The sequence below is a fragment of the Actinoallomurus acanthiterrae genome, from assembly GCF_054775715.1.
This window is the reverse complement of the sequence record NZ_BAAHCO010000001.1, coordinates 5751662-5770959: the sequence shown is the minus strand read 5'-3', so window position 1 is coordinate 5770959 and position 19298 is coordinate 5751662. Positions and strand designations below refer to the sequence as shown.

At 70.8% G+C, this 19298-nt stretch carries 19 protein-coding genes; 11 read left to right on the top strand and 8 right to left on the bottom strand.

The genetic code is table 11. The features are described from left to right. The 5 genes from ACYVF7_RS27340 (at position 1) to ACYVF7_RS27320 (ending at position 4870) form a co-directional block, all read left to right on the top strand. Positions 1-750 carry an amino acid ABC transporter permease gene (locus ACYVF7_RS27340; protein ID WP_460346381.1) on the top strand — a complete coding sequence of 250 codons (750 nt, stop codon included), beginning with the start codon at positions 1-3 and terminating at the stop codon, positions 748-750. Beyond that, entirely contained in the window at positions 747-1514 is a 768-nt protein-coding gene (locus ACYVF7_RS27335) for an amino acid ABC transporter ATP-binding protein (RefSeq protein WP_460346380.1), read from the top strand. The genes ACYVF7_RS27340 and ACYVF7_RS27335 overlap by 4 nt, the downstream gene beginning before the upstream one ends. Further along, entirely contained in the window at positions 1514-2614 is a 1101-nt protein-coding gene (locus ACYVF7_RS27330; protein WP_460346378.1) for a LacI family DNA-binding transcriptional regulator, read from the top strand. The genes ACYVF7_RS27335 and ACYVF7_RS27330 overlap by 1 nt, the downstream gene beginning before the upstream one ends. A 73-nt stretch (positions 2615-2687) precedes the next feature. Next, complete coding sequence (locus ACYVF7_RS27325) at positions 2688-3818, top strand: NAD(P)/FAD-dependent oxidoreductase (RefSeq protein WP_460346376.1); 1131 nt, start codon at positions 2688-2690, stop codon at positions 3816-3818. A gap of 23 nt (positions 3819-3841) precedes the next feature. Further along, positions 3842-4870, top strand: coding sequence for a Gfo/Idh/MocA family protein (locus tag ACYVF7_RS27320; protein ID WP_460346374.1), 1029 nt, complete (start codon positions 3842-3844; stop codon positions 4868-4870). Positions 4871-5004: 134 nt separating this feature from the next. On the opposite strand, the gene ACYVF7_RS27315 is transcribed toward ACYVF7_RS27320, so the two are convergent. The 3 genes from ACYVF7_RS27315 to ACYVF7_RS27305 form a co-directional block, all read right to left on the bottom strand. Further along, entirely contained in the window at positions 5005-6453 is a 1449-nt protein-coding gene (locus ACYVF7_RS27315) for an RICIN domain-containing protein (protein WP_460346372.1), read from the bottom strand. 140 nt (positions 6454-6593) lie between these two features. Then, positions 6594-8936: a ricin-type beta-trefoil lectin domain protein gene (locus tag ACYVF7_RS27310; protein ID WP_460346370.1), complete on the bottom strand. Its 2343-nt coding sequence runs from the start codon at positions 8934-8936 to the stop codon at positions 6594-6596. An 887-nt stretch (positions 8937-9823) separates the two neighbouring features. Then, the gene (locus ACYVF7_RS27305) at positions 9824-10756 is read right to left on the bottom strand and encodes a LysR substrate-binding domain-containing protein (RefSeq protein WP_460346368.1); all 933 of its coding nucleotides are present in this window, start codon (positions 10754-10756) and stop codon (positions 9824-9826) included. Positions 10757-10857: 101 nt separating this feature from the next. Between ACYVF7_RS27305 and ACYVF7_RS27300 the strand changes: the two genes are divergently transcribed. The 4 genes from ACYVF7_RS27300 to ACYVF7_RS27285 are packed head-to-tail and all read left to right on the top strand — an operon-like array spanning position 10858 to position 14209. Continuing rightward, on the top strand, positions 10858-12012 hold the full coding sequence (locus ACYVF7_RS27300; RefSeq protein ID WP_460346366.1) for a diaminopropionate ammonia-lyase: 1155 nt from the start codon (positions 10858-10860) through the stop codon (positions 12010-12012). Continuing rightward, complete coding sequence (locus ACYVF7_RS27295; RefSeq protein ID WP_460346364.1) at positions 11993-13135, top strand: ArgE/DapE family deacylase; 1143 nt, start codon at positions 11993-11995, stop codon at positions 13133-13135. The genes ACYVF7_RS27300 and ACYVF7_RS27295 overlap by 20 nt, the downstream gene beginning before the upstream one ends. A gap of 40 nt (positions 13136-13175) precedes the next feature. Further along, on the top strand, positions 13176-14075 hold the full coding sequence (locus tag ACYVF7_RS27290; protein WP_460346361.1) for an alcohol dehydrogenase catalytic domain-containing protein: 900 nt from the start codon (positions 13176-13178) through the stop codon (positions 14073-14075). Beyond that, positions 14072-14209 (top strand): hypothetical protein, encoded by a 138-nt coding sequence (locus ACYVF7_RS27285; RefSeq protein WP_460346359.1) that lies wholly within the window; start codon positions 14072-14074, stop codon positions 14207-14209. The genes ACYVF7_RS27290 and ACYVF7_RS27285 overlap by 4 nt, the downstream gene beginning before the upstream one ends. On the opposite strand, the gene ACYVF7_RS27280 is transcribed toward ACYVF7_RS27285, so the two are convergent. Then, positions 14196-14651 carry a MarR family winged helix-turn-helix transcriptional regulator gene (locus ACYVF7_RS27280; RefSeq protein WP_460346357.1) on the bottom strand — a complete coding sequence of 152 codons (456 nt, stop codon included), beginning with the start codon at positions 14649-14651 and terminating at the stop codon, positions 14196-14198. The two genes, ACYVF7_RS27285 and ACYVF7_RS27280, sit on opposite strands and share 14 nt — an antisense overlap. A 59-nt stretch (positions 14652-14710) precedes the next feature. Here ACYVF7_RS27280 and ACYVF7_RS27275 point away from each other — a divergent pair, with 59 nt between their 5' ends. Beyond that, positions 14711-15115 (top strand): VOC family protein, encoded by a 405-nt coding sequence (locus tag ACYVF7_RS27275; protein WP_460346355.1) that lies wholly within the window; start codon positions 14711-14713, stop codon positions 15113-15115. A 19-nt stretch (positions 15116-15134) separates the two neighbouring features. Here ACYVF7_RS27275 and ACYVF7_RS27270 read toward each other — a convergent pair whose 3' ends face one another. The 4 genes from ACYVF7_RS27270 to ACYVF7_RS27255 all read right to left on the bottom strand — a co-directional run bounded on the left by ACYVF7_RS27270 (position 15135) and on the right by ACYVF7_RS27255 (position 18347). After that, positions 15135-15785, bottom strand: coding sequence for a sulfotransferase family protein (locus ACYVF7_RS27270; RefSeq protein ID WP_460346353.1), 651 nt, complete (start codon positions 15783-15785; stop codon positions 15135-15137). An 89-nt stretch (positions 15786-15874) separates the two neighbouring features. After that, the gene (locus ACYVF7_RS27265; protein WP_460346351.1) at positions 15875-16477 is read right to left on the bottom strand and encodes a hypothetical protein; all 603 of its coding nucleotides are present in this window, start codon (positions 16475-16477) and stop codon (positions 15875-15877) included. A gap of 98 nt (positions 16478-16575) precedes the next feature. Beyond that, complete coding sequence (locus ACYVF7_RS27260; RefSeq protein WP_460346349.1) at positions 16576-17382, bottom strand: amino acid ABC transporter ATP-binding protein; 807 nt, start codon at positions 17380-17382, stop codon at positions 16576-16578. Next, positions 17379-18347, bottom strand: a complete 969-nt coding sequence (locus tag ACYVF7_RS27255; protein WP_460346347.1) for an amino acid ABC transporter permease — start codon at positions 18345-18347, stop codon at positions 17379-17381. Before ACYVF7_RS27255 ends, ACYVF7_RS27260 begins: the two co-directional genes overlap by 4 nt. 158 nt (positions 18348-18505) lie before the next feature. Here ACYVF7_RS27255 and ACYVF7_RS27250 point away from each other — a divergent pair, with 158 nt between their 5' ends. After that, entirely contained in the window at positions 18506-19297 is a 792-nt protein-coding gene (locus ACYVF7_RS27250) for a GNAT family N-acetyltransferase (protein WP_460346345.1), read from the top strand. Position 19298: the final 1 nt, after the last annotated feature.

Sequence of the window (19298 nt, the reverse complement as noted above, 5' to 3'; positions counted from 1 at the left end):
GTGAACGATCTTCTCCGGAACTTCTTCGACTGGCAGCTGATCCGCCAGGTGCTGCCGGACCTGCTGACCTACGGGCTGCGCAACACGCTGGTGCTCGCGATCGCGTCCTCGCTGCTGGGCAGCGTGCTCGGGATGGTGCTGGCCGTCATGGGCCTGTCGCAGCGGTGGTGGCTGCGGCTGCCGGCCCGGATCTACACCGACCTGTTCCGTGGCCTGCCCGCGGCGCTGACCATCCTGATGGTCGGCGAGGGCGTGTTCTCGGCGCAGGTCAGCTGGCTGGCGTCGCCGTACCCGGTGGCGATCCTGGCGCTGAGCCTGATGTCCGCCGCCTACATCGGGGAGATCTTCCGGTCCGGGATCCAGAGCGTGGAGAAGGGCCAGGGGGAGGCGTGCCGGGCCCTGGGGATGACCCACACGCAGTCGCTGCGCCTGGTGGTCGTGCCCCAGGGCGTACGGCGGGTGCTGCCGGCGATGGTCAACCAGTTCATCGCCATCATCAAGGACTCCAGCCTCGTCTACTTCCTGGGCCTGGTCACCAGCCAGCGCGAGCTGTTCCGCATCGGCCAGGACAGCTCGGTGACCACCGGGAACCTGTCTCCGCTGCTGGCGACCGGCCTGTGCTACCTGCTGCTGACCGTCCCCCTGACCCACCTGGTGAACCACATCGACCGCCGGCTGCGCGAGGGCTCCCGCCGAGCCCTGGTCGCCGATGAGGCGCCGGCCGTCAACGCGGAAGGAGCGCTCGCGTGACCTCCTCAGAGCCGTCCGTCATGGCCGGGCGGCGTTACAAGGGCTCGTCTCTGGAGGCCCGCGGCATCCGGATCACGTTCGGTCCGCTGGAGGTGCTGCGCGGCGCCGACCTGCTGGCGCCCGCCGGGAAGGTCGTGTGCGTCATCGGCCCCTCCGGCTCGGGCAAGTCCACGCTGCTGCGGTGCCTCAACGGCCTGGAGACGCGGACCGCCGGGCAGGTGCTGCTCGACGGCGAGGACACCTCGACCCTGGACGTCAACGTGCTGCGGCAGCGCATCGGCATGGTCTTCCAGCATTTCAACCTTTTCCCGCACAAGACCGCGCTGCAGAACGTTACGCTCGCCTTGACCACCGTCAAGAAGATGTCGAAGGACCAGGCCAGCGCGATCGCCATGCAGCGCCTCGAGGACGTCGGCCTGGCCGACCGCAGCGGCCACCGGCCCACGCAGCTGTCCGGCGGCCAGCAGCAGCGCGTCGCGATCGCCCGGGCGCTGGCGATGGAGCCCGAGGTCATGCTGTTCGACGAGGTGACCAGCGCGCTCGACCCGGAGCTGGTCAAGGGCGTGCTCCAGCTGATGGCCGAGCTCGCCGGCGGCGGGATGACGATGGTGGTCGTCACGCACGAGATGGGCTTCGCCCGTCAGGTCGCCGATACGGTGGTGTTCATGGACGCCGGTGTGGTCGTCGAGGCCGGTTCGCCCGAGCAGATCTTCGACGCGCCCGAGTCGCCCCGGCTGAAGAAGTTCCTGGCGCAGGTCCTGTGATGGCAGACGGCACAGGCCCCAAGAGCGGCCGGCGACGCCCGACCGTGGCCGACGTCGCCCGCGAGGCCGGCGTCTCGGTGGCCACGGCCGGGCGCGCGCTCGGCAACTACGGCCGCGTCCGCGACGACCTGCGCGAACGCGTCCAGGCCGCCGCCGCGCGCCTGGGGTATGAGCCCAACGTCGTCGCGCGCAGCATGCGCTCCGGCGGCACCCAGAGCATCGGGTTCGTCGCGGCCGACATCGCCAACCCCTACTTCGCCGCCGCGATGCGCGGCGTGTGCGACGTCGCCCACGAGGAGGGCTACGAGGCGATCCTGTTCAACGTCGACGACCGGCTCGACGTCGAGCGCAACGCCATCAAGGTGCTACTGGAGAAGCAGATCGACGGCATCGTCGTCTCGCCGATCTCGGTGACCGACGTCGGCCACCTGCGGCATGCCCAGGAGCGCGGCGTCCCGGTGGTGCTGCTCGACCGGTCCACGGCCGGGATGGACGCCGACAGCGTCGTCATCGACAACGAGGCCGCCGCCCACGGCGCGGTGGCGCACCTGCTGGAACTCGGGCACCGGCGGGTGGGCCTGGTCGCGTCCGTGGTTCCGGACGAAGGGCCGGAGCTGGTCGTGCGGGAGGGCACCGGGCGGCTGGGCGTACAGGGTGCGGCGCGTCCGTCGATCGACCGCATCCGCGGATACCTCGCCGCGCTCGATGCCTACGACGCCGTATCCGCGCCCGAGCTGGTCCGTTTCACGCTCGGAGACGAGATCCGGCAGGCCGAGGCGGAGGCCGACGCGCTGTTCGCGCTGGCCGAGCCGCCCACGGCCGTGTTCGCCGCCGACAACGTCACCACCCAGGGGGTGTTCACGGCCGCGCGCAGGCGAGGCATGAAGATCCCCACCGAGGTGTCGCTGGTCGGCTTCGACGACCTGGACTGGACCGCCCTCGTCGACCCGCCCGTGACCGTGGTGGCCCAGTCCCCCATGGACATGGGCCGCACCGCCGCCGAGCGCCTGTTCCGCCGCATCAAGGGAGAGGACCGCCCGGGCGAGCGGATCGTCCTCCCGACCCGCCTCGAGGTCCGGTCCAGCACCGCCCCGCTCTGACGCGCCACCGCGTCACCTATCTGTGCGCCCGTCTCCGTACGGGATCGCCACCCGATCATTGAAAGGCTCTGTCATGCGTACTTCCCTGTCCCGGCCCCGTGTCGCCGTCCTGGGCGGCGGCGTCATCGGGGTGTCGACCGCGGCGCGGTCGGCCCAGCGCGGAGCGGACGTCGTGCTGGTCACGGCGGGCCGGGTGGCCGATGGTGCGAGCGGCCGCTCGCTGTCGTGGCTGAACTCCTTCGGCGGCGATCGCTCCGAGGCGTACCACCGGCTGCGGGTGCTGGGCATCGACCGGTACCGCACGTTCGCGGCCCGCGTGCCGTCCTCCGCCGGCTGGCTGACGTTCGACGGCGGCCTGACCTGGGCGGCACCCGGAGAGGCGGACCGGCACCGGGCGGCGTTCGAGCACATGCGGCGCAACGGGTACGACGCGCAGTGGCTCACCCGCGACGAGGTGGCCGGCTGGACGCCCGGCGTCGACCCGGCCGCGATCTCCGAGGAGGGCGCGATCTTCAACCCGGGTGAGGGCTGGGTCGACCTCGTGCCGCTCGTCTCGTGGCTCGTGGACGACCTCACGGCGGCCGGCGGCCGGGTCGTCGAGGGCGCCGGCGCCGCCTCCGTCGTCGTCGAGGGCGATCGGGTCGCCGCGGTGCGGACGGCGTCGGGCGAGCGGGTAGAGGTGGACGCCGTCCTGGTCGCGACCGGAGCGGACGTTCCGCGCATGGCCCGGGAGTTCGGCGCGACCATCGGCGACGCGACGCCACTGGCCCTGCTCGTACGCGCCAAGCCGGCCGGCACCGCGCTGCGCGCCACGCTGAACACCCCGCGGGTGGCCGTGCGCCCGGCCCCCGGCGGTGCGCTGGTGATGGACTCCGACGCCGCCGCGCGCGAGGTGATCGAGCAGGCCGACGGCACGTACGAGGTCAAGGAGGCCACCGTCGAGGGGCTGCTGCGGGAGGCGTCCGCGGTACTGGCCGGCAACCCCGAACTCGTCCTCGACTCCTACGGGGTGGGCCGCAAGCCGATCCCCGGCGACGGCGAGCCGGTGTTCGGCGAACTCGACCAGGTGCCGGGCCTGCACGTGGCGTTCACGCACAGTGGTGCGACGCTGGGACTGATCGCCGGTGAGCTCCTCGCCGACGAGATCGTGACCGGGGAGGCCCACCCGCTGCTCGACGCGTTCCGCCCCGGCCGTTTCCAGTGACCTCGAGAAAGGACGGACCCCCGATGACCGAACCGCTGCGCATCGGCCTCGTCGGCTACGGCTTCGGCGGCCGGTACTTCCACGCGCCGCTGCTCGCCTCGGCCCCGGAGTGCGCGTTCCTGGGCGTCGTCACGACGTCCCCGGAACGCCGGAAACAGGTCGCCGCCGAGCTGGACCGCCCGGCGTACGCCTCGCTGGAGGAGCTGGCCGCCGCCGGCGCCGAGGCGGTGGCGATCTCGACGCCGGCGGACACGCACATCCCGCTGACGCGCCAAGCGCTCGAGCTCGGCCTCGCGGTGGTCTGCGACAAGCCGTTCGCGCTGGACGCGGACGCCGCGCGGGAGACCGTCGAGCTGGCCGAACGCCTCAGTGTGGCCCTGACCGTCTACCAGAACCGCCGCTGGGACTCCGACTTCCGTACGCTGCGGCGGCTGGTCGACGCGGGGACGCTCGGCGCGCTGACGCGGTTCGAGTCGCGGTTCGAGCGCTTCGCGCCCGACCCGGGTCCGCCGGCGGCGGGCGGCGGCACGCTGCTGGACTTCGGCAGCCACCTCGTCGACCAGGCGCTCGTGCTGTGCGGCCCGGTCGAGCGGGTGTACGCCGAGTGGCACGTCGGCGACGGCGGGTTCGACGACGACGTGTTCGTCGCGCTGACCCACCGCGACGGCGCGCGGTCCCACCTGTCGGGCAGTTGGCGGCAGGGAGCGCCGGGCCCGCGGTTCCGCGCGAGCGGCACCGCGGGCGCGTACGTCGTCGACGGCGTGGATGGGCAGGAGGCTGCGCTGCTCGCCGGCGCCACCCCCGCCTCGGCGGGCGAGCGCTGGGGCGCGGAGCCGCAGGAGCGCTGGGGCCAAGTGCTGTGCGGGGACCACGCCGAGCCCGCCCCGACCGAACGCGGCCGGTGGGACGTGTTCTACCCGGCGTTCGCCGCGGCGGTGCGCGGGACCGGACCGCTGCCCGTCGACCCCTGGGACGCGGTCACGACGGCGACGGTCCTGGACGCCGCGCGCACCAGCGCGACCACCGGCGAGGTCGTCCCCCTAGCGACGTGACAGCCTGCTTCGCAGGCCACGTGACCGCGGAATCGGGGCGCGGTACCGCGCCCCGATTCCGCTGATCTGCCGAACCAGCGTGTACGAGGTCCCGTCGCGATCACCCCGCCGATCGCGACGGCGATCTCGCTGTGTCAGGCCGTGCGGCGCTGGAACTGCTGGTTGGTGCCGGATCCGCAGGTGTACTGGATCAGGCGGGCGTCGTTGGCGGTGGAGGCGTTCTCGACGTCCAGGCACTTGCCGCTGTGGCGGGCGACGAGCTGGTAGTAGCCGTTGCCCAGGTCCCGGAACTGCCACTGCTGGTTGGTGCCGGATCCGCAGTAGTACTGGTTGACGTAGGCCTTGTCCGCGGTGGAGGCGTTCTCGACGTCCAGGCACTTGCCGCTGTGTTCGGCGAGGACGCGGTAGTACCCCCCGCCGGCGTTCTCCAGTCGCCACTGCTGATTGAGGCCGCCGTTACAGGTGTACTGAACGGTGATCGCGTTGTCGGCGGCGGAGTTGTCGGAGACGTCGGCGCACTTGCTGCTGTTCCGGGCCACGAGGTTGTAGTACGGGCCGCCTCCCACGCCGCTTACCGCGCCGGCGCCCGTGTCGATCGCGACCTGCGGATACCAGGGCATGTCCATCGTGGTGCCGGTGGGGAAGGTCAGCGGGAGCCAGACGTACTGAGAGTCGTTGACCGATTTGCCGCCGGAGACCCAGCCGGAGTTGCCCCACCGGTCGCCCATGTACAGGTACGAGGTGCCCGCGGACCCCTGAACGGGAAGCACCCACGCGGTCTGGGAGCCGTAGGCGGAGTCGTTGCCGACGTCGGTCATGCCGGTCCAGTCACCGGCGATGCTGGTGGCGGTGGCGTACTGCTGCTGGTTGGGCCGCCATCCGCTTTGGCCGGAGGTCAGCATGAAGTAGACGCCGCCTCGCTTGAACAGCGCCGGAGCCTCCCGGTACTTGCCGGGCCAGGGGTTGGCGACCAGCTTGTCGACACCGGTGTAGGTGGCGTTGAGCCGGTAGATGTCCAGGTCGGCGTTGCCGTTGCCGGCCGAGATCAGGTACGCCGTGCCGTCATCGTCCTTGAACAGGGTCATGTCGCGTGACTCGTTGTTCGCCGGCCGGAAGCTGCCCTGATAGGCGTAGTCGCCGTCGACGCTGCCGGCGGTGGCGACGGCGACGCGCGCCTGGCTGTAGTCGCCGTTGGGCAGCTCCTTGTGCATCCACATGACGAACTTGTGGGTGCTGTCGTTGTAGATGACCTTGGGCCGTTCGATGTTCGCGGACGCCAGTTCGGGAGCGCTGGACTGGGTGAGGACGTTGCGGCGGAACTCCCACGCCTTCAGGTCGGTCGACCGGTACGCGGAGACGTACTTGAAGTTGTTGGCGGCGTCACGATTCTCGCCGAACCAGTAGTAGTAAGACCCGACCTTGATCACTCCGCCGCCGTGGGCCTGCACGCCCTGGCCGGAGGTGTCGGTGAACTGCGTCGCGTTGGTCACGGTCACGGAGGCCGCCTGGGCGGGCGCGGCGACGGCGATCGCGGACCCGCTGATCACAACGGTCGCCAGGAACAGGGATGCTCGACGAAACATGGATCCACTCCTCGGAGAAATACGGGGACGACCTGGTGCGCGCCGCCGGTGTGACAACCGGTTCTGCGGGACCGGGCGCGCGTGCGGGGTCCGGCTGCGGGACGGGAGTGCCTCCCGGCCCGCAGCCCGGAGGATGGCGGCTAGGGCAGTCTCCACTTCTGGTTGTTTCCGCCGTTGCAGTCCCAGAGCGTCAGCTCCGTGCCGTTCGTAGTGCTGTTCCCCGGGTCGTCAAGGCAGCGCCCGGACTGGACGCTCATGAGGCTTCCGTCCGGCTGCGGCAACCACTGCTGATTGACTCCGCCGTTGCAGTCCCACAGCTCGACCGGCGTGGTGTTGGCGGTGTCCTGGTTGTAGACGTCCAGGCACTTGCCGCCGTGGGTGAGCGTGCTGCCCGTCCACGTCCAGGCCTGGGCGGCTGTGCCGTTGCAGTCCCACAGGTCCACGTGAGTGCCGTTGGTGCCGGAGTTCTTGGGATCGTCGAGGCACTTGCCGGCGATTCCCGAGGTGACCGGGCCGGAGGCCGGTTGCGGGGCCGTGCCCGGGTCGACTCTGAAGTTGTCGAACTGGGGGGTCTTGTAGTCGGTCACGCCCAGGCCCGCCTGGCCGTTGGTGAGGGAGGAGTCGGTCGTCTCGCCGACCTTCGTGCCGTCGATGCTCGCCGAGAGAGTCGAGCCCTGCATCGTCAGCGCGATCCGGTGCCAGGAGCTCGTGCCGAGCGCCTTCGCCGTCCCGCTCTTCAGCGTCGTCCAGTTCCAGCTGGTGTCGGTCTTCTGGATGGCCCACGCACCGGTGTCGCCGACGATCAGGTGATAGGCGTTCAGGCCGTTGTTGTTCCTGCCCTGCTGACCGACCCGGCCGAGGACGTCGACGGTGCTGGAGGGCTGCAGCAGCGCGTCGACGCTGACGGTGTAGTTGCTCCAGGTCAGGTCGCCCATGATGGTGTACGGGTTGGGTGACTTCTCATCGGTCCAGTGGATCGGCCGGGTGGGTGCCATCTGGCGCAGGCACTTTCCGGTACGGCCGCCGCCACACGGCACGGTCTGGAAGGCGCCGTTCATGTCGGCGAAGTACTTCGGCGACGTGGTCGTAGCAGAGCCGTCGAAGTCATCCGAGTACGGCAGGGCAAGAGACTTGGAGGACGGGGGTGTGGCGGTGCCCTTGCCTCCACCTTCCATGGTCGTGACCGTGTAGACGTAGCCCGGGTGGAGCGTCAGGGTGTACTTGCCGCCGGACGGTGTCACGTCCTGGGTGTGGGCGAACCAGTCGGCGGAGTTGTTCGACGTCAGGTTCGTCGCCCAGACGTGGACCTGGCCGGTGGGCAGGCCGCCGGTGACCGTGAACGTGGCGGTCTGGTCGGCGGTGGCGTCCATCGTCTCGATGACGGTGGTGTAGTCGGAGTTGTTGGCCGGCTTCAAGGTCACGTAGCTGCCGTTGGCGCGGTCCCCGCCGAGGTATCCCTTCGCGGAATCGACGTAGTGCCAGCCCGGCTGGGTGAACTGGGTGGTGTGCGCGGTGGCCCAGGTCGTCTTGCCGATGCGGTAGTTACCGGACCACGGCTGGTTCGCCAGCGACAGCCCGTCGGTCTGGAAGTACAGGTTCGGATACAGCGCCGCGATGACCGGCCAGTTGATGTACGAGGTCATCTGTCCATCGATGTAGTCGCGGTTGATCGCGCGCGCGACCGCCGGAGCGCCTCTGCCGTTATCGACCCCCGGGGAGCCGTCCAGATCCTCCGAACCGTTCTCACTCGCCCATAGCGGTTTGCCCAGGCTCTGCGCGGTGCCGGGGCTCGAGCAGGAAGTGAACGAGCCGTTGTAGCCGCACGGGTAGTGGACACCGACAATGTCGACCGCGTTCTTGAACGCCGCATCGGAGGCCATGGCGTTGGCCACGTCCCAGCCGCTGTCGGCCGCGACGACCTTGATCGAGCCATAGCCCTTCGCGACCAGCGTGGACTTGAGCTTCTCGTACCAGCCGGCGTTCCAGTTACGTTCGTTCCAGCCACCGAGGTAGTCGATGCTCAGATTGTGCTTCTTGGCGCAGCCGAGCCAGTCCACCAGGTAGTCGATCATGTCCTGCGACCAGAAGTCGCCGCCGCCGATCCACCCGGGAGCACCCCAGGACAGCCCGTACAGCTTGAGGTTCGGATTGCGGGCCTTGGCCTGCTCGGCCAGCCACCACTCATAGCCCTGGTCACAGTCGACGGCACCCCGGGTGTGTTCGTGGCTGGCCTCGGCGCCGTCGGTCGAGTTGGTGTCGCCGCCGATCTCGATCTTCAGGGACTGCAGATTCGCGCCGTAGCCGGGTTTGAACAGGTAGTCCAGCAGCCGACTGCGCTGCGGTTCGGGGTAGTCGGCCAGGAGCCGGGAGTTTCCGCCGCCGCCGCTGATCGCGCCGACGCCGTCGAACACCCGGCCCGACTTGGTGCCGTCGAGAGTGATCGACGTTGAGGTCGCCGCATACGCGGCATGGGGCGTGGACACACCGACCAATACGCCCGATAGCAGGGTCAGGACCGTCAGGAGTGGGGCTCTCCACCGGGATGCCCAGATCATGTCGTCTCCAGGGGGGCTCTCGGGATGGCGCAACGCTCACCTGAGCGTTCTGGTCCGGCCGCCAGCAGGATCGTGTCCTGGGGATTTCCTGCCAGCGGCAGGCGTTTGGCGGTTATTCGCGGGACCAGCGCTGGTTCAGCCCTGTGTCGCAGGGCCGGTTCAGCACCGAGAACAGGGCGGCGGTCTTGTAGCCGCAGCCAGTGCACGCGGTCCGGGTGCGCTACCAGTACCGCGGCCGGGCAGTCCCGCTGCGACGCGCCGCGCTGGCTCGCCTCAGCGATATCCGCAGGTCATCAGGCCTGAAGCAGTCATCACGCATCTGCTCTACCTCCCTTCGTTCGGGAGCAGTGACTTAGCTCACAGATGTTGGTTAGCGTTCGATGACGCGTCAATACCTTTGTTTGAACATCTTTTGGTGCGGCGAATCAAACAAGATCCGACATCGCCGCCCGGCGACCGCGTTTTGGCTGCCCTCTGCGGATATACGGACATCACCAGTGCGAAGCCCCGGTTGGAATGTCCGTCCGGCTCCACACGTCCGCGCCGACGCCGGCCTGAGGTCATCCGCCCCACGAAAGGCCTGGTCAAAAACGCCTCGGCGACATCACATCTCGGCACGCCGACCCACTCGCAGGCTCGCCGCGGGCAGGCCTGTTGGCCAGGTTCGGCCAGTGACGTGACGCCACACCGGACCGACCACCGTGAACGGATACGACGCACGGACATGAAACGGCGTTTCCGAGCCGCGCGGCGACGTCGGACGGCCGCTCCCCCAGCGCGTTCTCCTTTCGGTGACCTGGGCGTGCCGATTTCCGTCAGCGGATCGGGGTCACGTCGTCGGCCGGGTGCCGCTCGCCTGCCGCCAGGCGGAGCGCCTGGCGGCAGGCCTGGATCGCGGGATGCGGGCCGCGGCCCCGGCGCACGGCGGTGAAGACCCGGCGCGCCCGCCGGCCCCGGGGAAGGAGCCGCAAGGGGACGGTCGGTTCGCGCCCGCTCCAGATGAGGTCCGGCAGCAGGGCGACCGCGTGGCCCTGTTCGACGAGGCGCAGGTGGAGCAGGAGATCGGCGGACTCGAACCGTACGTCGGGCTCGAAGCCGACGTCACGGCACAACGTCGTGGCCCAGCGCCGGGCGGCCGTGCCCTCGGGTTCCATCGCCCACGGGTGGTCCGCCGCCGTGCGCAGCGCCGCCGTCGGTCCCAACGTGCCGTCGGCCGGCTCGGGCAGCGCGAGGCGCAGTGGGTCCTCGAGCAGGTCCTCTTGCTCCAGTTCGGCGGCTCGAGGGTTCGGGTTGCCGGGGTACTCCTCGGCGATGACCAGGTCGAAGTCACGCGCCTGCAGGGCCGGAAGCGCCTCTTCCGGCTCCATCTGGGTGAGGTGGACGCGCAGGCCGGGGTGGGTGTCGCGCAGCAGGTTCAGCGCCGTCGGCATCAGGGCGAGAGCCGCGGTCTGGAACGACGCGACGCGGAGGGTTCCGGTCAGGTCGGTCAGTGAGGCGGCGATGTCCGCCTCGGCGCGTTCCAGGCGTTCCAGTACCGCCTCGGTGTGGGCGACGAGGATCTCGGCCTGCGGGGTGAGCCGTACCCGGCGCCCCACCGGCTCCAGCAACGGGACGCCGGCTTCCGTCTCCAGCTGCGAGAGCTGTTGTGAGACGGACGAGGGGCTGTAGGAGAGGGCCGCGGCGACGGCCGCCAGTGTGCCCCGGTGCTTGAGCTCGCGCAGCAGGCGCAGCCGGTGAAGGTCGAACATCGGCGGACCGTTTCGAGTGGCGAATGGTCGGGTTTTCCGATGAATATACGTTGAAAACATTTGCTGGACCGATGGGATGACGGTGCCGCACGCTGGTTCCCATGCCTGAACACGCCTCCTCGTGGTTCTCCCGGCCCGCGGCCCGGTCGTGGACGTGCGCGCCCGCGCCCGCCGGCGTGCGGGACTTCCACACCGCGCTGCCCGGCTACGCGCCCACCCCGCTGACCGAGGTCCCCGCCGTCGCCGCCGAGCTGGGCGTGGGCCGGGTCTTCGTCAAGGACGAGTCGTCGCGTCTGGGACTGCCGGCGTTCAAGGCGCTGGGCGCGTTCTGGGCGGTGCGTCGCGTTCTGGCCGAGCGGGCGGCGAACGGCCGGGCGCCGTCCGGTCCGCTCACGTTCGTGACCGCCACCGACGGCAACCACGGCCGCGCCCTGGCCCGCGCGGCACGCCTGGCCGGCGGACGCGCCCACGTCTTCGTGCCCGAGGGCGTTCACCCCATGGCCGTGGCCGCCATCGCGGGCGAAGGGGCCGAGGTCACCGAGGTCGCCGGCCCGTACGACGGCGCCGTCCGCCGGGCGGCCGAGGCGGCCGCCGCGCCCGGCGCGGTCCTCGTCCAGGACACCGCCTGGCCCGGCTACGAACGGATCCCCGGCTGGATCGTCGAGGGCTACTCCACCCTCTTCACCGAGATCGACGCCCAGCTGACCGCTGCGGGGACCGGCCCGCCCGGCCTCGTCGCCGTGCCGGTCGGCGTGGGCTCGCTGGCCCAGGCCGCGGTCACCCACTACCGGAGCCGCGTCACCGAGCGGGCGCCGGCGCTGCTGTCGGTCGAGCCGGAGGCCGCGCCCTGTGTCCTGCAGAGCCTCCTCGGCGGAGAGCCGGTCAGTGTCACCACGGGCGAGACCATCATGGCGGGCCTGAACTGCGGTACCCCGTCCGACCTCGCGTGGCCGTTCCTGCGCGACGGGCTCGACGCCGCCATCGTCATCACCGACGCCGAGAGCGCCCGCGCCGCCGGTGACCTCGCCGCCCTGGGCGTGTCCTGCGGACCGTGCGGCGCCGCGGCGCTGGCGGGGGCCCGCGCCGCCCTCACCGGCGACGACGCCACCCGGCGGCGCACCGCCCTGGGACTCGGCCCCGCGTCGACCCTCGTCCTACTCAGCACCGAAGGCGCCGACGCCAACCCGGCTCCGATCGCTGATGACCTCGACAGCACATCTCCAGAGAAAGGTCGCCATGCCCGACGAAACGGTTGAACTCCTGGGCCGGCTCATCGGCATCGACTCCGTCAACCCGGGCCTCATCCCGGGCGGCGCGGGCGAGACCGCGATCGCCGACTTCTGCGGTCGGTGGCTGGCCGCCCGTGGCTTCGAGGTGCACCGGCTGGAGAAGCGCCCGGGCCGTCCCTCGCTGGTCGCGATCGCCCGCGGCACGGGGGGCGGCCGTTCACTGATGCTCAACGGTCACCTCGATACCGTCGGCCTCGCCGGCTACGACGGTGATCCGCTCGCTCCGCGGATCAGCGACGGCAGGATGTTCGGGCGCGGGGCCTTCGACATGAAGGGCGGCGTCGCGGCGATGATGGTCGCGGCGGCCCAGGCCGTACGGCGGGGGCCGCTGCGCGGAGACGTGCTCGTGGCCTGCGTCGCCGACGAGGAGCACGGCAGCCTCGGCACCGAGGAGGTCCTGGAGTCCTTCGGCGCCGACGCCGCGATCGTCACCGAGCCGAGCCACCTGCAGCCGACTCTCGCCCACAAGGGGTTCGCCTGGTTCGACGTGGAGATCGAGGGGCGGGCGGCCCACGGCTCGCGCCCCGACCTGGGCGTCGACGCCATCACCAAGGCCGGTCACTTCCTGGTCGCCTTGGAGGACCTGGGCCGGCGTCTGGCCGGAGGCCCGGCGCATCCGCTCCTGGGCACCGGGACCGTGCACGCCGGCGTCATCCACGGCGGCGAGGAGCCCTCCACCTATCCGGCGCGCTGCCGGATCACGCTGGAGCGCCGCACGGTCCCCGGCGAGGACGCGGGCACCGTCCGCGCGGAGCTGACCGCGGTCCTCGAGGACCTCGCCGCCACCGTCGCGGACTTCCGCTACCGTCTCATCCCCGGCCTGCACCGGGAGCCCTTCCAGGCCGACCCGGACGCTCCCATCGTGCGCGCCCTCACCCGCCACGCGGAATCGGTGCTCGGGCAGGGGCCCGTGATCCGCGCCGAAGCGTTCTGGACCGACTGCGCCCTCTTCGCCCGCGCGGGCATCCCCTGCCTGCTCTTCGGCGTCGCCGGCGAGGGCGCCCACGCGGCCACCGAATGGGCCGACGTCGCCTCGCTACACCACCTCACGCGAATCCTCACCGACACCGTGGCCGACTTCTGTTCCTGAGCGCCGATACGGTTGGCCGAGCCGACGGAAGGGGCGGGCCATGCGGGCGGTGGTGTACGACGGGTTCGGGCTGATGCCGGAGGTACGGGCGGTGCCCGATCCGGAGCCGCCGCGCGCCGGCGTGGTGATCCGGGTCGAGGCGACCGGGCTGTGCCGCAGCGACTGGCACGGCTGGATGGGCCACGACCCCGACATCACGCGGTTCCCGCACGTGCCGGGTCACGAGCTGGCCGGTGTCGTCGCGGCCGCCGGGCCGGAGGTGTCCGGGTGGCGGCCCGGCGACCGGGTGACGGTGCCGTTCGTGTGCGCGTGCGGCCGGTGCGCGGCGTGCGCGGCCGGTGACCAGCAGGTGTGCGAGCGGCAGACCCAGCCCGGCTTCACCCACTGGGGGTCGTTCGCGGAGTACGTCGTCATCGACGACGCCGACGTCAACCTGGTGGCCCTCCCCGACGATCTGGCGGCTCCCACCGCGGCGGCGCTGGGCTGCCGGTTCGCGACGGCGTTCCGGGCCGTGACCGCGCAGGGGCGCGTCGGCCCGGGCGCGTGGGTGGCGGTGCACGGATGCGGCGGGGTCGGCCTGTCCGCGGTGATGATCGCCGCCGCGTGCGGGGCGCGGGTCGTCGCCGTCGACGTCTCCCCCGCCGCGCTGGAGCTGGCCCGGCGCTTCGGCGCCACCGCCTGCGTCGAGGGCCCGGACGCCGTGGCGGAGGCCGTGCGCGAGATCACCGGTGGCGGTGCTGACGTGTCCCTGGACGCGCTCGGCAGCCCGGCGACCTGCGCGGCGTCCGTGGAGAGCCTGCGCCGCCGGGGACGGCACGTCCAGGTGGGCCTGCTGCCGCCGCGGCCGGCCCGGCAGCGGTGCCGATGCACCGGGTCATCGCCCTGGAGCTGGAGGTCGTGGGCAGCCACGGGATGGCCGCGCACGCCTACGGACCGATGATGGCGATGGTCGCGGCCGGGACCCTGCGGCCCGACCTGCTCATCACGCGCACGATCGACCTCGCCGAGGCCCCGGCCGCCCTGGCGGCGATGGGCACCGCACCGTCGGCGGGGGCCACGGTCATCGTTCCCTGACCGTTCCTTCGTGCAGGTGGGCGAACAGCCGCAGCAGCAGGTCGTGCAGCCGGGCACGTTCGTCCTCGTCGAGCGGCGCGAGGACATCCTCCTGCACGGCCGACGCCTCGGCGGTCAGGTCGGCCAGGGCCGTACGGCCCGCCGAAGTGATCGTGACCACGACACGCCGCCGGTCAGCCGAGTCGCGAGCGCGCTCGACGTGGCCCGCGGCGGTCAGTTCATCGAGGATCTTCACCACGTCGCTCGGGTCGATGCTCAGCCGGGCGGCGAGGTCACGCTGGGCGTGCGGGCCGAAGTCGGCCAGCGCCGCGAGGACGGCCATGTGCCACAGGCGGACATCGCGCGCCGCGAGTCGCTCGGTGATGCGCGTGCGTGCGGTCTTGCCCACCCTGGACAGCAGGTAGGTGGTGAGCGCCAGCAGGCTGGGCGGGGTCTCGTGCATGCCACCACAGTGTAGGGTCTGCACCAATAATGGGTTTGCACCTATGAATTGGAGTGGACATGGACGTCCTGCACCCGCGCCTGCTCGTGAGCCGGTTCGCCGAGTGTTTCTCCTTCTATGACGCGGTCCTGCCCGAGCTGGCGGGCGCGCGACTCGCGCGCGGCGGCGCGACCGGGCCGTACGCGAGCTGGGACGTCGGAGAGGAGGGCGTGCTCGCGCTGTTCGACCGCGCCGCGATGGCGACCGTCGCGGGCACGGCGGGGCTGCCCGCCGAGGCACCGGCCCAGGACCGGGCCATGTTCGTCAGCCGGGTCGCCGACGTCGACGCCGCGTTCGCCCTCTGCCTGCGCCACGGCGCCGAGACGGTGGCCGTACCGGCCGACCGGCCGGAGTGGGGCCCGACGCTCCGCAACGCACTGGTCCGCGACCCGGACGGCACCCTGCTGGAGCTGCAGTCCTACTGAGGCCCGCCGGTCGGCGTGGTCATTTGCTCAACCGCTTCGCGCCTTTCTCGTGGGGGAAGGGCACGTCCGGGATCGGGAGGCCGAGTGCGGCGCACAGGGGCTCCCAGCCGTCGGCCGGCTGCCACTCCACCAACCGGTGCGCCGGTACCGTGGCGCGGACCTCGGCGAGATGGCGCTCGTAGGCCGCGATGACGCTGTCTCGGTCATCGGGGTCGCCGAACGCGCCGGCGAACATCGCCTGGGCCATCTCGGTCCGGGCACGGTCCTGTTCCGGGGTGGCGGTGGCCAGGCCGGGCGGTTGTCCGCCACCGGAGTCCCCCCGCGCCAGGCCGCGTGCTCCTGCCAGCACGGTGCGGTCCATGCTCTGATACCAGCGCTCGGCGTTCTCCCGCCGGGACAGCAGCACCAGCGCGTCCGGGAATGCGGCGGACAGCTCACGCCAGAACTGCGACATCGGCCAGTCGACCCCGGCGGCGTACCCCGCGAGGAACCTGCGCCAGTCCGGCATGACGCCCGCGTAGGCGTCCCGCCAGACCACGGCGTCCTCGAGCCGGCCGAACAACAACTCCGTCATGTGGTAGCAGGGCGCTCCGAGCAGCCGCTCCAGCGCGGCCTTCAGCGACGTCGTTCCGGTACGCGGAAATCCCGCCCCCACGACTCGCAACCCCATTCCGGCCCTCCCGCGTCTCGATCCCGACGATCCCGGCGATCCCGATCATCTCTCGGCGTTCTCCGGCGACGAGCTCGTGCTGAGGCCGGTCAGCGCCGCCCGAGGATCCCACGGGCCGTCCGTGGATCGATGGCGGGGCGGACGGGAACGGTGGTCAGTGTGCGGACGGTGGCCAGGACCTCGTCGAACGGCAACGCCATGTCCTGCGGGCGAACGAAGATCGGACCGCCGAGGTGCTTCATCCCGCTCCGCGCGAAGCGGCGTGGCATGCCGCTCAGCCCCGCGATGACCTGGTCGGCGTCGATGGGCACGAAGACCATCAGCTTCGCGGTGCGGCCGTCCGGCGATCGGTTCACGATCCGGAGCTCGGCGACGTTTGACCACTGCAGCACCACCCTCGCCGAGTGCAACACGACCCGCTCGGAGTCCAGAGTGAGGAGAGGACGCCGCCGAGCGGCGCGCCACATCGCTCGCGCGACGCCCCCGCCCAGCCACGCGGTCCACGCCCCGCAGAGGACGCACGCGACCGCAGCGACGAGGTTGACGCTCCCCGCATTCGCCACCCTGAGCCCCAGGAAGGCCGTCAGGAAGAGCCCGATCAGGGGGAAGGCGACCACCTCGCGCAGCCCCGGCCAGGCATAGCCGATCTCGACGACGGCGGGATCAGGTCCTCTGTCGGTGCTTCCTGGCACGGGCGTCCTTCCCGGGAGGCCGGTGTCGTGGGTCGCCGCCGGCCGTGGGCATCCTACGGCCGGCGGCGAGCTCGGTCTCCGGTCGCGTCCGGGGCGCCTCAACGAACGGCGGAGAGGAACGCTCGCGTCCGGCTGTGTCGCGGGTTGTTGATGACCTGGTCGGCCGACCCCTCTTCGACGACCTGACCGTTGTCGAAGAACAGGACGCGGTCGGCGACCTCACGGGCGAACCCCATCTCGTGGGTGACGACGATCATCGTCATGCCCGACGCGGCGAGGTCGCGCATGACCGTGAGCACCTCGCCGACGAGTTCCGGGTCGAGAGCCGACGTGGGCTCGTCGAACAGGAGCAGTTTCGGCCGCATGCACAGCGCACGAGCGATCGCGACGCGCTGCTGCTGGCCGCCGGACAGCTGGCGCGGATAGGCGCCCGCCTTGTCCGCGAGGCCGACGCGGTCGAGCAGTTCCAGCGCGCGGTCGGTGGCCGACTCCTTCTTCTCTCCCAGCGCCCGGCGTGGCGCCTCGATGATGTTCTGCAAGGCGGTCATGTGCGGGAAGAGGTTGAAATGCTGAAAGACCATGCCGATCTCGGTCCGTCGCTTGCATATCTCCTTGTCGCTCAGCTCATGGAGCCTGCCGCCGCGCTGGGCGTACCCGACGACCTTGCCGTCGACCCAGATGCGTCCGCCGTCGACGCGCTCGAGGTGATTGATGCAGCGCAGGAAGGTGCTCTTGCCGGAGCCGGACGGCCCGATGAGACAGACGACTTCGCCTTCCGCCACATCGAGGGTGATATCGCGCAGGACTTCGAGGCGTCCGAACGACTTGCGGACCCGTTGGGCCCGGACCATGGGTGACGCGGACGTTCCCGCCGATGTGCCCTGGATGGTGGTGTCGCTGCTCATGCGGTCCTCCCCGCGGTGCCCGGCGCGTGTGTCCTGAAGAAGGTCCGTACCCGTTGCAGCGGTGTCGGCGGCAGGTTGCGGTTGCCTCGCGCGAAGCGCCGCTCGATGTAGAACTGAATGATCGTGAGGATCGTCGTGACGACGAGGTACCAGATGCTCGCGACGATGAGCAGGGGGATCGTCTGGAAACTCCGCGAGTAGATGAGCTGCGCCGAGTAGAGCAGGTCCGGGACGGCCAGGACGCTGACGAGCGAGGTCATCTTGAGCATCCCGATGGTCTCGTTGCCTGTCGGCGGCACGATGACGCGCATGGCCTGCGGCAGGATGATGCGCCGCATCGTCTGCATTCTCGTCAGGCCCAGCGCGGCGGACGCCTCCGACTGGCCCTGCTCCACGGACAGGATGCCCGCTCGCACGATCTCGGACATGTACGCCGCCTCGTTGAGGCCCAGTCCGAGGATCGCGGCGGTGGTCGGTGTGATGAGCTGGTTGGCGTTGAGCGCGACCCCGGGCAGCCCGAAGGTGATCTTCGGATAGAGCGCGGCGAGGTTGTACCAGAACAGGAGCTGGACGAGCAGGGGCGTACCGCGGAACAGCGTGATGTAGCCGAAGGCGATCCCGTTGACGACGGGGTTGTTCGAGAGCCGTAGCACCGCGAGGACGAGACCGAGAACGACGCCGATCAGCATGCACACGACGGTCAACTTGATCGTGATCCACAGGCCACCGCCGATGGACACGTCCCGTAGGTAGGCGCCGACGACGTTCCACTGGAACCGCGGATTCGTGAAGACCGACTTCAGCACCAGCGCCGCCAGAGCGAGGAGAATCACGGCGACGATGAGGCGGCCGATATGTCTGCGCGGGACGACGGGCAGCTCGTCGTCGGCGAGCGTCCCGGCCGTGGACGGGGCGGCCGGGTCCCGAGCCGCATCCGCCGTCGGTGTTTCGGCCGCCTTCTCCATGCTTCTCGCCATCCTCTGTTCACCGGTCCGTCTCGGCCAATCACCCAATGATGTGGACATCGGCACGTACGACCGTTGTCGGCCTGACCAAAGTTCGGCGGGAAACTCTGGTCTGCACCTCAATGACCTGGAGGGATCGGCTCACAACCCTTGGCACCATGCCTCCTTCCGTCCGCCCCGAGGTCGTCGAACTCGCCGGCCACGAGCAACATCTCGCCGCCACTCGGCTGCTCGCCGACATCTGGGGGACCACCCTGGAGTCGTCCCCCATCCCGGCCGACCTGCTGGCGTCCATCGCGCATGCCGGCGGTTGCGTCCTCGGAGCGTTCACGGCGGGCGGCGACCTCGTCGGGGTCACCGTCGGCGTCGCCGGCGGCCCTGGGAGGGATTCGATCTATTCGCTCATCGCCGCGGTCAGCTCCGTCGAGGCGGGCAAAGGCGTCGGGCGCGCTCTGAAGTTCGGGCAGCGTGAGTGGGCGCTCGAGCGGGGCGCGAACCGGATCCTCTGGACGTTCGACCCGCTCATCCGCCGCAACGCACACTTCAACCTGAACAAACTGGGCGCACGGGTCGCCGAATACATCCCCGACTACTACCCCCCGATGCACGACGCGATCAACCGAGGGGACCGACCGGACCGCTTCTACGCCGAGTGGCGCCTCGACGAGGCTCCGCCCACCCAGGAGATTCCTGGTACGGAAGACGCCGTCCCAGCCGCTCTCGAGCAGGGCCCGCACGGCACCCCGTCGATTCCGGCGTTTCCCGCATCGGACGCGGTCCGGGTCTGGATCCCCGAGGACATCGAGGCGATGCGCCGAGCCGACGCCGAGCTCGCCCTCCAGTGGCGACTCGCGACCCGCCAGGTGTTCGAACACGCGTTCACGCTGGGATACCGCCCGACCCGCCTCGGCTCGGACGGCGCCTACCGACTGACCAGAACAGGTGACTGAC